This window comes from Roseateles sp. UC29_93 (assembly GCF_042695725.1).
Taxonomy (GTDB): Bacteria; Pseudomonadota; Gammaproteobacteria; order Burkholderiales; family Burkholderiaceae_C; genus Roseateles; species Roseateles noduli_A.
In genome coordinates this window covers 2557523-2571199 of sequence record NZ_CP170545.1, presented here as the reverse complement: position 1 = coordinate 2571199, position 13677 = coordinate 2557523, and the positions used below count along the sequence as shown (strand labels likewise).

Genomic DNA, 13677 nt, shown 5'->3' with positions numbered 1-13677 from the left:
CACCGCCGATCCGTCGCCCGCCAGCCCCGATGAACAGCCGGTTCTCCGCCTTCGCCCACCCGGTGACCGAGTGTCAATCTGGGGGTGTTCGCGGCAAGGACTGACCCTGCTTCGTGGCATCATCGCGTCCATGAATCTCGCGACCCGCTGCACGACCTGCGGCACCATCTTCCGGGTGGTGCAGGACCAGCTGCGCGTCTCCGAGGGCTGGGTCCGCTGCGGCCGTTGCGCCGAGGTGTTCGACGCGCGCGAGCAGTTGTTCGACCTCGAGCGCGACAGCCCGCCGCCTTGGCCGCCGCTGAGCGCACCGGCCGAACCCGCGCCGATCGAGCGTCGCCCGTCCCCGCCCGCCCCCACGCCGCCTGCGCCGTCCTACGCGCCTCATCCGAGCGACTTCGCACCGAGCCGCCCCGCTCCCTTGCCGCCGCCCGCGCCGGTCTTCGCACCTGAGCCGCCGTCCCACCATCAAGCGCCGCGCGACAGCGGCTGGATGGCCGCCGACGACGAGTCGCTGAACCCCTTCGCGCCGCCGCGTCGCCTGCCCGACGAGGAACCGACGGATGACGTCGTCGACGCACGCTTCCAGGCGTCGACATCGCGCTTCGACGAGCCTTCGTTCGAGGCGCGCCGCGAGCCCTTCCTCGAAGCGCCAGCCGTTCCCGATCCCCGCGAGGATCTCCCCGAACCGAAGGGCATGCGCTTCGAAGAGGACGAGCTGCCGCCGCCGATGATCGACGACGACGAGCGTCCGGACGTGACACTCGCGCTGAGTCCCGCGACCGCGGCGCAGTTGCGCGCGGGCGAGCTGTCGCCAGGCCAGGAGCCGTCACTCGAGCCGAGCTCTTCGATGATGGCGGCGGACGAGGACACGATCACCGACGCCAAGCGCGCCGCGAAGTCGGCCAAGATCGCGGCGAGGAAGGCCGCCAAGGAAGCGGCAAGGCAAGCGACGAAGCAACCCGCCAAGCCGCGCCGCGGGTGGTCGCTGTTCAGACGTCGGAGCGAGCGCACGACGACGGAAAGCCCTGAGACGACGATGACGGTGCTCGCCGCCGAGTCCGAGTTGATGGCCGCCCGCGCGGCAATGGCCGACGCGGCCTCCGCGCAGGGCTCGCCGAGCGTGATGCCGGATCAGTTGCCGAGCTTCATGCGCCAGGCTGAAGCAGCGCGCCGCTGGAGCCGTCCCGGCGTGCGCATCGCCCTCGGCGGCACGGCCACGGTGCTGGCGCTTGGACTGATGGGCCAGTTGCTGTGGCATGCGCGCGAAGCGATCGCCGCACAGTACCCGGACGCCAAACCGGTGCTGGTCTCCGTCGCGCAGGCGATGGGCCAGGAGATCAAGCCCTGGCAGCACATCGAGGCCCTCAGCGTCGAGAGCAGCAGCCTCAATCCGGCCGGCGCCGGCAACCACTACCGCTTCAGCATCAGCCTGCGCAACCGCAGCAACTGGGAAGTCGCGCAGCCGTGGGTGGACCTGAGCCTGACCGACGCGAGCGGCGTGCTCGTCGTGCGCCGGATGCTGTCGCCGACGGAGATGCAGGCCGGGCGCACCGCACTGCCCGGGGGCGCGGACCAGCAGCTGCAGCTGGTCTTCGACAGCGGCACGCAGAAGATCAGCGGCTATTCCGTCGAGCTGTTCTATCCCTGAGCGCGCCGCAGACCCCGCTCCATCCTCCCAGGGCGCCTTCGGCGCCCTTCGCTTTTGCGGCGTCTTGCGGGAGCCCAAAAGAAAAAACCCGGCGTGAGCCGGGTTTCGGGAGAGGACCGGACCCGAAGGCCCGGTCATCGTTCAAGCTCAGGGCTTGTTGCCGGTCGGGAAGGGCCACGCGGCTTGCGGGCTCAGCGCGGTCTTCGCGGCAGGCGCCGGAGCAGCGGCAGGCTTCGCGGCAGGGGCAGCGGCAGGCTTGGCGGCAGCCTTCTTCGGAGCAGCAGCCTTCTTGGCGGCCGGCTTCGCAGCAGGCTTGGCGGCGGCCTTCGGAGCAGCCTTCTTCGGAGCAGCGGCCTTCTTCGCCGGAGCAGCAGCCTTCTTCGCGGCGGGCTTCGCAGCCTTGGCCTTGATCGGGGGCTTCTTGGCGGCGGCGACCTTCTTGGCCGGTGCAGCCTTCTTGGCGGCAGCAACCTTCTTCGCCGGTGCAGCCTTCTTCGCTGCAACCTTCTTCGCCGGAGCCGCCTTCTTCGCGGCAGCAGCCTTCTTCGCCGGAGCGGCCTTCTTTGCCGGAGCAGCCTTCTTCGCCGCAGCGACCTTCTTCGCCGGCGCAGCCTTCTTGGCCGGAGCGGCCTTCTTGGCGGCCGGAGCCTTCTTGGCCGGAGCGGCCTTCTTCGCGGCCGGAGCCTTCTTCACGGCGGCCTTCTTGGCCGGAGCCGACTTCTTGGCCGGAGCGGCCTTCTTCGCAGTTGCCATTTCAGTTCTCCTTGATCAAGTGGAAATAGCCCTGCCCGTCATCAACCGGTTGATGCCGGTGCAGGTATTCACCGCCCACGACTCGCGGGAGTTGCGATCCGCGGTGCGGTGAATCGGGGTGCGATGCGCTCGAGCCGCTTCTGCGTCGGTCTCAAAGTGCATCGCCAAGCTTGATCTCTTCTTCAACAAACAATGCTCGGAGGTCGCTCCCGCCTGGAACTCAGTCCCAGGACAGGGCGCCGCCCGATTGGTATTCGATCACTCTCGTCTCGAAGAAGTTGCGTTCCTTCTTCAGGTCAATCATTTCGCTCATCCACGGGAACGGGTTTTCCTCGTTCGGGAAGAGCGGCTCCAGGCCGATCTGCGTCGCACGGCGATTCGCGATGTAGCGCAGATAGCCCTTGAACATGGCCGCGTTCAGACCCAGCACGCCGCGCGGCATGGTGTCCTCAGCGTAGCGGTACTCGAGCTCCACGGCCTTCTGGAACAGCGCCTTGATCTCCGCGCGGAATTCAGGCGTCCACAGGTGCGGGTTCTCAAGCTTGATCTGGTTGATCAGGTCGATGCCGAAGTTGCAGTGCATCGACTCGTCGCGCAGGATGTACTGGTACTGCTCGGCCGCGCCGGTCATCTTGTTCTGGCGACCCAGCGCCAGGATCTGCGTGAAGCCGACGTAGAAGAACAGGCCTTCCATCAGGCAGGCGAAGACGATCAGCGACTTCAGCAGCGTCTGGTCGTTCTCGGGCGTGCCGGTGACGAAGTTCGGATCCATGATCGCGTCGATGAACGGGATCAGGAATTCGTCCTTGTCGCGGATCGACTTCACCTCGTGATAGGCGTTGAAGATCTCGCTCTCGTCCAGGCCCAGCGACTCGACGATGTACTGGTACGCGTGCGTGTGGATCGCTTCCTCGAAGGCCTGGCGCAGCAGGAACTGGCGGGCTTCGGGCGCCGTGATGTGGCGGTAGGTGCCCAACACGATGTTGTTGGCGGCCAGCGAATCGGCGGTGACGAAGAAGCCCAGATTGCGCTTGATCAGGCGGCGCTCGTCGTCGGTCAGACCGTTCGGGTCCTTCCACAACGCGATGTCGCGCGACATGTTCACTTCCTGCGGCATCCAATGGTTCGCGCAGGTGGCGAGGTACTTCTCCCACGCCCACTTGTACTTGAACGGCACCAGCTGATTGACGTCGGTCTGGCCGTTGATGATGCGCTTGTCGGCGACGTTCACGCGGCGCTCGCTCGCGGTGCTGGTCGTCGATTCAGAAGAGGACACCGAGCCAGCCGCGGCGGTGGCGGCATCACGCGCGACGGCGGGCGTCGCTGCGTGGATCGATGCGCCCGACTGCGGCGCGTTGCTCGAGGATTTACGGTCTTCTTCCCAAACCAGCATGGTGGTCTTCCTATGGTCGCGGATTATCGGAGTGTTGTGTTCAAACACAAAGGACTTCTTGACTTTGACGCCGCTTCGCTGTTGCTGGTCCGCATCGCATTGGCGGCGTGGGACCGTGTGCTGCGCGCCTTCTGATGAGCGCGGCGGGGCGTCGTATCAAGCGTTCATCGATCGTCGGCAAGCGTCGCGGAAAAAACCGTCGATCGCCGCAAACATCGATGAACACTCGCATCGCGAGCGTCGAAGGTGTCGGCGCATGACGCCGACACCTCCTGTTTCGATTACTGGCAGGCCTCGCAACCGGGGTCGTCGATCGCGCAGAACGTGACGTCGGTGGCCGGCGTCGCATTCCCCAGTTCCGGCGCCGCCGATGCAGCGATCGGAGCGACGACGATCGGTGCCGCCGCGACCGGCGCGGCGCTCACGCCGCTGCCGCCGCTGCTCACCGAGTTGAGTTGACCGGCGTTCTGCACCGTGCTCTTCTCGGCGTGCGTCGCACCCATCGTGCGGAGGTAGTAGGTGGTCTTCAGACCGCGCTGCCACGCCAGCTTGTAGGTGTCGTCCAGGCGCTTGCCCGACGCGCCGGCCATGTAGATGTTCAGGCTCTGCGCCTGGTCGATCCACTTCTGACGGCGCGCGGCGGCTTCCACCAGCCACACGGTGTCGACTTCGAACGCGGTCGCGTAGAGCTGCTTGAGCTCTTCAGGCACGCGGTCGATGCGGCGCAGCGAACCGTCGAAGTGCTTGAGGTCCATGACCATCACGTCGTCCCACAGGCCCAGCTTCTTGAGGTCGCGGACCAGGTGCTCGTTCACCACGGTGAACTCGCCCGACAGATTGGACTTCACCGACAGGTTGCCGAAGCAGGGCTCGATCGACGCGTCGACGCCGATGATGTTGGAGATCGTCGCCGTCGGCGCGATCGCCACGCAGTTGCTGTTGCGCATGCCGTCGCGGGCGATCTTGGCGCGCAGCGCGTCCCAGTCCAGCGTCGACGAACGGTCCACGTCGACGAAGCCGCCGCGGGCTTCGGCCAGCAGGTCCAGCGAGTCGATCGGCAGGATGCCGCGGTCCCACAGCGAACCGCGATAGCTGCTGTAGCGGCCACGTTCGGCGGCCAGCTCGGTCGAGGCCCAGTAGGCGTGGTAGCAGACGGCTTCCATCGAACGGTCGGCGAACTCCACCGCGGCGTCCGAGGCGTAAGGCACGCGCAGCTGGTACAGCGCGTCCTGGAAGCCCATGATGCCCAGGCCCACCGGACGGTGGCGCAGGTTCGAGTCGCGCGCCTTCTTGACCGCGTAGTAGTTGATGTCGATGACGTTGTCGAGCATGCGCATCGCCGTCGACACCGTCTTCTTCAGCTTCTCCTGGTCGATCTGGCCGTCCTTGACGTGCTGCGCCAGGTTGACCGAGCCGAGGTTGCAGACCGCGATCTCGTTGTCGTTGGTGTTGAGCGTGATCTCGGTGCACAGGTTGGACGAGTGCACCACGCCCACGTGCTGCTGCGGGCTGCGGACGTTGCAGGCGTCCTTGAACGTGATCCAGGGATGGCCGGTCTCGAACAGCATCGTCAGCATCTTGCGCCACAGGTCGCGAGCCGGCATGCGCTTGTAGAGCTTGAGCTCGCCGCGGTCGACCTTGGCTTCGTACGCCTCGTAGGCGGTCTGGAAGGCCTTGCCGAACAGGTCGTGCAGGTCCGGGCAGGTCGACGGGCTGAACAGCGTCCAGTCGCCGCCCTCGATGACGCGCTTCATGAACAGGTCGGGAATCCAGTTCGCCGTGTTCATGTCGTGCGTGCGGCGGCGGTCGTCGCCGGTGTTCTTGCGCAGCTCGAGGAATTCCTCGATGTCCAGATGCCACGTCTCCAGATAGGCGCAGACGGCGCCCTTGCGCTTGCCGCCCTGGTTCACGGCGACGGCCGTGTCGTTGACCACCTTCAGGAACGGGACCACGCCTTGCGACTTGCCGTTCGTGCCCTTGATGTGCGAACCCAGCGCGCGGACCGGCGTCCAGTCGTTGCCCAGGCCGCCGGCGAACTTCGACAGCAGCGCGTTTTCCTTCAGCGCTTCATAGATGCCGTCCAGGTCGTCGGCCACCGTCGTCAGGTAGCAGCTCGACAGCTGCGAGCGGCGCGTGCCGGCGTTGAACAGCGTCGGCGTGGAGCTCATGAAGTCGAAGGTCGACAGGACTTCGTAGAACTCGATGGCGCGGGCTTCGCGGTCGATCTCGCCCAGGGCCAGGCCCATCGCGACGCGCATGAAGAACGCCTGCGGCAGTTCGATGCGGGTGCCGTCGACGTGCAGGAAGTAGCGGTCGAACAGCGTCTGCAGGCCCAGGTAGTCGAACTGCAGATCGCGTTCGGCCTTCAGCGCGGCGCCCAGCCTGGCCAGGTCGTACTGCTGCAGCTTCTCGTCGAGCAGCTCGGCCTGCACGCCCTTCTTGATGAAGCCGGGGAAGTAGTCGGCGTACTTGGTGGCCATCTCGGCCTGCGTCGCGTCCTCGCCCAGGATCTCGCGGCGGATCGTGTGCATCAGCAGACGCGCGGTGGCGCGCGTGTAGCCGGGGTCCTTCTCGATCAGCGTGCGGGCGGCCAGGATGGCGGCCTTGTAGACCTCGTCGATCGGCACGCCGTCGTACAGGTTGCGCTTCGTTTCGGCCAGGATCGGGTCCGGCTTGACGTCGGCGCCCAGGTTCTCGCAGCTCGACGCGATCAGCGCGGCCAGCTTGTTCAGGTCGAGCGGGACGCGCACGCCGTTCTCGGTCACCGAGATGCCGGACTCCAGCACGGCGGCCTGCTGCTGTTCACCCTGGCGGGCACGCTCCTGCGTGCGGCGCTCGCGGTACAGCACGTAGGCGCGCGCCACTTCATGGTGACCGCCGCGCATCAGCGCCAGCTCGACGTGGTCCTGCACGTCCTCGATGTGGAAGGTGCCGCCGGCCGGACGCGAGCGCAGCAGGCCGCGGGTCACGGAGTCGGTCAGCGCGTCGACGGTCTCGCGCACGCTCGCGGAGGCGGCGCCGCTGGTGCCGTGCACCGCGAGGAACGCCTTCATCATCGCCACCGCCACCTTGCTCGGCTCGAAGTGCACCACCGCGCCGTTGCGGCGGATGATCTGGTGCTGCGGGAAGCTGGCCGAAGCGGCGGCGGACTCGCGGGGAGCCTGCGCCAGGCCCGTTTCAGCGGTCGGTGTGGCGGCGACTGTCTGCATGGGATCCTCGTTCTGGTCTGGAAAACAAAAAATGCTGCGCCCGGCCCGGCTTTTCCGAAGGGCCAAACGATCAGGGGGTCAGGTGGTGCTCGCGATGCTGAAGATGCGCCTTGGCTTGGTGATTCCGCTCCTCCGGCTGGGGGGCCGGCACTGCGGACAAGACTTCTGATGGAGCATTCATCGCCGTGTTTGCGAAGTCAGCAGGATAGCATGCAAAACACTATATCTAGTGGTCTCCGGACCTTCAAGGAACTAGCGGTAGCGTCCTCCCCGCTTGACGTCCGCCACCCGCTGGGCTAGCCGGAAGACCTGACCCCGCACATGCCCGATGGATTCGCACATCGCGTCCGGACCGCCAGGATCCACGCGGGCTGGCGGACCGAATGCGCTGCGAACGCCCATGGTTGCTGCGCTTGCGACGATGGCAATTCGATGACGACTTCGCAGGGTGTCCCTGGGGGCTAGGACAAGTCCGATGAGGACCTTCCCTGAGTCGCCACCTGCGGTGGGGTCATGGTCGCAATGCGCGCAGAAGACAGTCGGGGGTCAGGACTCGTCGCCGCCGATCGAGATCGCCAGGCGCGCCATGCGGTAACGCATCTGGCGCAGCGACAGACCCAGGCTTGCGCCGGCGGCCGTGCGGTTGTTGCGATGGCGCTCGAGCGCCCGCAGCAGGATCTGCTTCTCGACTTCGTCCAGGTAGGCCGCGAGATCGGACGGGAGCGGTGCGCCGCCGCCGGCCTCGGCCGGCAGCACAGCCGCCAGCGACGGATCCATGCTGCCGAAGGCAGGATCGACCGGCGCGTCGTCCGGGCCCAGCACGCTGTCGGGCAGACCGAGAGCCGCGAGATCGATGCCATCGCCGCTGGACAGCGCCAGCGCGCGATGCAACAGGTTCTCCAGCTCACGCACGTTGCCGGGGAAGCTGTAGCGCGACAGGGTCGCCAGCGCGGCCGTCGTCAACACCGGGACCGGCGCGACGCCCGCGTCGGCGGCGATGCGCAGCAGGATCCGCGCACTGATGGGCGCCAGATCCTCCATGCGCTCGCGCAGCGGCGGGACGCGGATCTGGATGACGTTGAGCCGGTAATACAAGTCCTGCCGGAAGCGACCGCCCGCCACCTCGGCCGCCAGGTCCTTGTGCGTGGCGCTGAGCAGACGCACGTTGACGGGGATCTCGGCCACCGCGCCGACCGGACGCACGGAACGCTCCTGCAGCGCGCGCAGCAGCTTGGATTGCATCGCAATCGGCAGGTCGCCGATCTCGTCGAGGAACAGCGTGCCGTTCTGCGCGGCCTGGAAGAAGCCCTCGCGGTCCTCGCTCGCGCCGGTGAACGCGCCCTTGCGATAGCCGAAGAACTCGGCCTCCAGCAACTGCTCCGGAATCGCGCCGCAGTTCACCGCGATGAACGGTTGCGGACGGCGCGCGCTGACGTCGTGGATCGCGCGCGCGACCAGTTCCTTGCCGGTGCCGGACTCGCCGTTGATCAGCACCGGCGCCATGCTGCGGGCCACCTTCTCGATCAGTTCTCGCACCTGCCGCATCGGTGCCGAATCGCCGACCAGCCGCTCCAGCGCCGAGGTCGACCCGGTCAGCGGCGGCGCGGGGCGCGGGGCCTTGCGCCGTTCCGGCGTCCCGGGCCTGGGTGCATCCACCGGGGGCAGCACGTCGAAGGTGGCCGGCGCGGTCGGAGCGAACGCGTCGGTGTCCGCATCGGTGTCGGCGGCAGCAGCAGCAGCGGCTCCGCGCGAGGCGCCACCGGACAGGCCACCAGCCACGGCGGGCGGGGCCGACGAGAAGGGCCTCGGCACCGTGCCTTCGGTCTTGGACGCGCGCCCCAGCGCCGACGCGACCACCATGCGGAACTGGCGCAGGTCGACCGGTTTGGTCAGGTAGTCGTACGCGCCGGCCTTGAGCGCCTCGACCGCGTTCTCGGCCGAGCCGTAGGCGGTGATCACCAGCGCGCGTTCGCTGCGGCCCTGCTGCTCGAGCCAGCGCAGGATGTCCAGCCCGCTGCCGTCGGGCAGCCGCATGTCGGTGATGACGGCGTCGTAGCGGCGTGAACCGAGCAGCTCCAGCGCATCCTCGACGGTGCCGGCGCTGTCCAGCGTGAAGCCCTCGCGCAGCAGCGTCATCTCGTAGAGGGTGCGCAGGTCGGGCTCGTCGTCGACGACCAGCAGGCGGGGATCAGCGCTCATGGAGTTCGGTGTCAGGGAAGTAGGAGTCCGGCCCCGCGGACGGGATCGAGGCCAGCACGCCGGCCGGCGTCGCCGGCCGCGGCAGCAGCACGCGGAATTCGTTGGCTTCGGCATCCGCCGGGCCGCCCGTGGGCGCGGCATGGCGGTGGTAACTGATGCGGGCGCCGTAGCGCTCGCACAGCTCGCGGCAAATGTACAGGCCGAGACCCGACCCACGGCTGCGCGTCGAGAAGAAGGGCTCGAACAGATGTCGTTCGACTTCCGGCGGGATCGCCTCCGCGCGGCTGAACACCGACAGTCGCACCCACTCGTCCGACTCGGCCAGTTGCACGCGCAGCGCGCCGGGCCCGGGCCGCGCGTGGCGCAGACCGTTGTCCAGCAGGTTGATCAGCACGCGACGCAGATGCTCGGGCTCGAAGCTGATGAGCAGGCCGTCACGCCAGATCTCGATGCGCAGCGGACTGGCGTCGCCTTCGGGCAGGCGTTGCGTCGCGGCCCAGTCGGCGCAGTACTCACGCACCAGCGGCGCGGCGGCCAGCGTCAGCGACACCGGCGCGATGCCGGGCGCGACCTCCATCACGTCCTCGACCAGCCGCTTGAGCCGCTCCACGTTGGAGCTCACCATGCGGGTCAGCGGCTCCAGCCGCGGGTCGTCCGCGAGGTCCTCGGCCATCAGCGCATTGGCCTGTGCGATCGCGGTCAGCGGATTGCGGATCTCGTGCGCGATGCCCGCCGACACGCGCCCCATCGCGGCGAGCTTCTCCTGGCGGTTGCGCGCCTCGAGCATCCGGTTGTCCTCGAGGAAGAGCACGCACAGGTCGTCGCCGTCCACCGGCCGCTGCGTGAAACGCATCCGCGCGCGCAACGAGCGCTGCTTGCCGCGGCCGAAGTCCAGCAGCAGGTCGCGGCCGGACTCGGGCCAGTGCTCGCCGCCGAAGGCCTTCTCGATGGCTCGCAGCAGCGGCTTCCAGGCCGGCGTCGTGTCGAGCCGGAAGGCGCCGGAGCGCAGCGCGGCGCCCTCCGCCAGCAACGCGCGCGCCGCCGGATTGGCGGTGCGCACCAGCCCGCGGCGGTCCGCGACGAGGACGCCCTCCTCCATCTCCTCGATGACCAGGCGGTTGAGGTCGGCCTGCTGGCGGGCGTACTCGAGGCTGCCGCGCGCGGCGCGCTCCTCGCGTGCCAGACGGGACGCGATCTCGTTGGACAGCAACGTGACGACGAACAGCCCGCAGCCCAGCAGACCCGCCTGGCTGATGCGCAACGCGCCGTCGCGATCGCTCAGCACGGCCCAGCCGGAGAGCGTCAGCAGCACCAGGCTCGGCAGCGCGGCGCAGCCCAGCGCCCGCAGGCGCGGCAAGAGCGCCCCGGCCATCAGCGCCGGCATGAAGAACAGCGCGCCGTAGGGTCCTCCGGGTTCCTGCAACTGCAGTCCCGTGAACAGCAGCAGGTCGGCCCCGATGCTGACCAGGAACTGGCGCGCGCTCAGGCCCGGGCGGTCCTTGGGCGGCGCTTCGCCGCCGCCGAACCAGCGCGGCAGCAGCCACGCAAGCACCGTCTGCACGCCGTAGATCAGCGCCAGCAGCGCGACCCAGCCCGTCGGCCGCGCGCCCATCAGGCCGGCCAGCGATTGCGTGGCCAGCAAGGCCAGGCCGAGCGCGGCGCGCGCGCCCATGAAGGCACGGTACAGCCGCTGGATGGTGCTGGCGCTGATGGCGCCGCGGGCCTCGTTGGTGGCCATGCGCGCTCCGGCGGTCAAGTCCCGGCACCGCCGCCGCGGGCGCGCTCCGCCTCGGCCACGTCCAGGCGCGCCTCATGGGCGGCGCGATGCGCGACGCTGCAGAACTGGCCGCCGCGACCCGGCACCGCCTCGCCGGCAGGCAGGTGCGTGCCGCATTCGGCGCAGCTCACCATGGACTCGAGTTCGCGCGCGGGCGGCGCGGGTGCCGGTGAGGACGGCGGGGGCGCGGTCGGGCCGCGCTCTTCGCGCGAGGCCGGCCGCCCGCGCTTGAAGCCGAGCATGAAGGCGACCACCGCCAGCAGGACGATCCAGAAGAGCAGCTTGATCACGATGAGGGCGTCGGGAGGATCGAGGAGAGGAACACGGGGGCGATCTGCGATCAGACCGGTGGACGTTGCAGCACGACTTCCAGCACGAAGCGCGAACCGGCGTAGGACAGCAGCAGCAGCGCGGCGCCGAAGTACAGCCAGCGCGTGGCGCGCCTGCCGCGCCAGCCGAACACGCGGCGTCCGGTGAGCAGCCCGGTCAGCACGATCCAGCCAAGCACGGCGAACAAGGTCTTGTGGTCCCAGCGCCATTGCGGCGTGAAGGCCACGCCCAGCAGCAGGGCGATCGACAGCACGACGACACCCGCCCCCACGAACTGGAAGGTCAGGCGTTCGAGCCGCAGCAGCGGCGTGCCGAAGGCAGGCGCGCCCTGCCCCTTCTGCGAACGCATCTGGCGCTCGGCGCGGTTGAGCATCACCGCGTGCATCACCGCGACGCCGCACAGGCCGTAGGACGCCAGGCCCATCGCCCAGTGCAGCGGCGCCAGCGGCGAGCCCGCCTGCGGGCGGTACTCGCCGGGGAAGGCCCAGGCCACCATCATCACGACCAGCCCCAGCACGCTGAGCAGCCGTTGCGCCGACGGAAGCGGGAGGAAGCGGCTTTCGACCAGATAGACGCCGATCATCAGCCAGATCGTCATCGACAGCGACGGCGCGAATCCGAAGCGCGCGGCATGACCGCCGTTGACCGGCTCGGCCCCGATGCCGCCGATGTCCACGACCAGCGCGGCCAGGTGCAGCAGCCAGGCCAGGACCAGCACCGCGCGCCAGGTGCGAGGCCGCCGATGGGCGAAGACGGCAGCGGCGGCATAGGCCAACGCCCCGGCGGCGCTGAGGGCGGCGAGGAGCAGGCCGCTGGGCTCGGCGGAGGCGGACGATAAAATCATCCGCAAAGTGTAATGAGGCGCGCCCGCTTGCGCGGCGCCGAAACGATGGCATCCACCCTGACCGATCGACTGAGCCGGCTCGTCAAGACCATGCGGGGCCAAGCCCGCATCACCGAGTCCAACGTGCAGGACATGCTGCGCGAGGTACGCATGGCGCTGCTGGAGGCCGACGTCGCGCTGCCCGTGGTGCGCGACTTCATCGCCCGCGTGAAGGAGAAGGCGCTGGGCCAGGAGGTGGTCGCCTCGCTGAATCCGGGCCAGGTGCTGGTCTCGGTGGTCCACAAGGAACTGGCCGCGACGATGGGCGAAGGCGTCGCCGACATCAACCTCGCCGCGCAGCCGCCTGCCATCATCCTGATGGCCGGCCTGCAGGGCGCCGGCAAGACGACGACGACCGCCAAGCTCGCCAAGCACCTGACCGAGAAGCGCAAGAAGAAGGTGCTGACGGTCTCCGCGGACGTGTACCGCCCCGCCGCGATCGAGCAGCTCAAGACGGTGACCAAGCAGGCGGGCGCCGAATGGTTCCCGTCGGCGCCGGACCAGAAGCCGCACGACATCGCGCTGGCGGCGCTCGATCATGCGAAGCGCCACTTCTTCGACGTGCTGCTGGTCGACACGGCCGGCCGGCTCGCGATCGACGAGGCGCTGATGGCCGAGATCCGCGACCTGCACGCGACGCTCAAGCCGGTGGAGACGCTGTTCGTCGTCGACGCGATGCAGGGTCAGGACGCGATCAACACCGCCAAGGCCTTCAAGGAAGCGCTGCCGCTGACCGGCATCGTGCTGACCAAGCTGGATGGTGACTCGCGCGGTGGCGCGGCGCTGTCGGTGAAGCAGATCACCGGCGCGCCGATCAAGTTCGCGGGCGTGTCCGAGAAGATCGACGGCCTCGAGGTCTTCGACGCCGACCGCCACGCGGGCCGCGTGCTCGGCATGGGCGACATCGTCGCGCTGGTCGAGGAAGTCCAGAAGGGCGTCGACGTCGAGGCGGCGCAGAAGCTGGCCGAGAAGCTCAAGTCCGGCGACGGCTTCGACCTGAACGACTTCCTCGCGCAGATCTCGCAGATGAAGAAGATGGGGGGGCTGTCCGGCTTGATGGACAAGCTGCCCACCCAGATGACCGCCAAGGCCGGCCAGCCCGACATGGACAAGGCCGAGCGCGACATGAAGCGCATGGAAGGCATCCTCAACGCCATGACCGCCAAGGAGCGCCGCCAGCCGTCGCTGCTGATGGACGGCAAGTCCAAGGCCAGCCGCAAGCGCCGCATCGCCGCGGGCGCCGGCGTCCACATCCAGGAAGTCAACCGCCTGCTCAATCAGTTCGACCAGATGCAGGGGATGATGAAGAAGATGAAGGGCGGCGGGCTGATGAAGATGATGAAGAAGATGGGCGGGCTCAAGAACCTCATGGGTGGCGGGGGCGGCGGGTTCCCGATGTGACCGTCAGTCACCAATGACAAGGGCTCCAACACGGAGCCCTTTTCTTTTGCTGCCTGCTTGGTTCGGCGCGCTGGCCGGCGAGTC

9 protein-coding genes are annotated in these 13677 nt (G+C 68.4%); 2 read left to right on the top strand and 7 right to left on the bottom strand.

Annotated elements, in window-relative coordinates; genetic code table 11:
• Positions 1-130 precede the first annotated feature (130 nt).
• Positions 131-1648 carry a zinc-ribbon and DUF3426 domain-containing protein gene (locus ACFJIX_RS11840; protein WP_377160208.1) on the top strand — a complete coding sequence of 506 codons (1518 nt, stop codon included), beginning with the start codon at positions 131-133 and terminating at the stop codon, positions 1646-1648.
• Positions 1649-1795: 147 nt separating this feature from the next.
• On the opposite strand, the gene ACFJIX_RS11835 is transcribed toward ACFJIX_RS11840, so the two are convergent.
• From ACFJIX_RS11835 to ACFJIX_RS11805, 7 genes are all read right to left on the bottom strand, one after another.
• Entirely contained in the window at positions 1796-2401 is a 606-nt protein-coding gene (locus tag ACFJIX_RS11835; protein ID WP_377160206.1) for a histone, read from the bottom strand.
• A 220-nt stretch (positions 2402-2621) separates the two neighbouring features.
• Positions 2622-3794 carry a ribonucleotide-diphosphate reductase subunit beta gene (locus ACFJIX_RS11830; RefSeq protein WP_377160204.1) on the bottom strand — a complete coding sequence of 391 codons (1173 nt, stop codon included), beginning with the start codon at positions 3792-3794 and terminating at the stop codon, positions 2622-2624.
• A gap of 281 nt (positions 3795-4075) precedes the next feature.
• Positions 4076-7003 (bottom strand): ribonucleoside-diphosphate reductase subunit alpha, encoded by a 2928-nt coding sequence (locus ACFJIX_RS11825; protein ID WP_377160202.1) that lies wholly within the window; start codon positions 7001-7003, stop codon positions 4076-4078.
• Positions 7004-7549: 546 nt separating this feature from the next.
• Complete coding sequence (locus ACFJIX_RS11820) at positions 7550-9202, bottom strand: sigma-54-dependent transcriptional regulator (protein WP_377160200.1); 1653 nt, start codon at positions 9200-9202, stop codon at positions 7550-7552.
• Positions 9192-10940: a sensor histidine kinase gene (locus ACFJIX_RS11815; protein ID WP_377160198.1), complete on the bottom strand. Its 1749-nt coding sequence runs from the start codon at positions 10938-10940 to the stop codon at positions 9192-9194. The genes ACFJIX_RS11820 and ACFJIX_RS11815 overlap by 11 nt, the downstream gene beginning before the upstream one ends.
• 14 nt (positions 10941-10954) lie before the next feature.
• Entirely contained in the window at positions 10955-11269 is a 315-nt protein-coding gene (locus tag ACFJIX_RS11810) for a PP0621 family protein (RefSeq protein WP_377160196.1), read from the bottom strand.
• Positions 11270-11319: 50 nt separating this feature from the next.
• Positions 11320-12153 (bottom strand): inner membrane protein YpjD, encoded by an 834-nt coding sequence (locus ACFJIX_RS11805; protein WP_377160194.1) that lies wholly within the window; start codon positions 12151-12153, stop codon positions 11320-11322.
• Between the two features lie 45 nt (positions 12154-12198).
• Between ACFJIX_RS11805 and ffh the strand changes: the two genes are divergently transcribed.
• Positions 12199-13593, top strand: a complete 1395-nt coding sequence (gene ffh / locus ACFJIX_RS11800) for a signal recognition particle protein (protein ID WP_377160192.1) — start codon at positions 12199-12201, stop codon at positions 13591-13593.
• Positions 13594-13677 lie beyond the last annotated feature (84 nt).

Bases quoted from the DNA above. Each gene is read 5' to 3' on its own strand.
- ACFJIX_RS11840 (WP_377160208.1), top strand. From the start codon at position 131: ATGAATCTCGCGACCCGCTGCACGACCTGCGGCACCATCTTCCGGGTG.
- ACFJIX_RS11835 (WP_377160206.1), bottom strand. From the start codon at position 2,401: ATGGCAACTGCGAAGAAGGCCGCTCCGGCCAAGAAGTCGGCTCCGGCC.
- ACFJIX_RS11830 (WP_377160204.1), bottom strand. From the start codon at position 3,794: ATGCTGGTTTGGGAAGAAGACCGTAAATCCTCGAGCAACGCGCCGCAG.
- ACFJIX_RS11825 (WP_377160202.1), bottom strand. From the start codon at position 7,003: ATGCAGACAGTCGCCGCCACACCGACCGCTGAAACGGGCCTGGCGCAG.
- ACFJIX_RS11820 (WP_377160200.1), bottom strand. From the start codon at position 9,202: ATGAGCGCTGATCCCCGCCTGCTGGTCGTCGACGACGAGCCCGACCTG.
- ACFJIX_RS11815 (WP_377160198.1), bottom strand. From the start codon at position 10,940: ATGGCCACCAACGAGGCCCGCGGCGCCATCAGCGCCAGCACCATCCAG.
- ACFJIX_RS11805 (WP_377160194.1), bottom strand. From the start codon at position 12,153: ATGATTTTATCGTCCGCCTCCGCCGAGCCCAGCGGCCTGCTCCTCGCC.
- ffh (WP_377160192.1), top strand. From the start codon at position 12,199: ATGGCATCCACCCTGACCGATCGACTGAGCCGGCTCGTCAAGACCATG.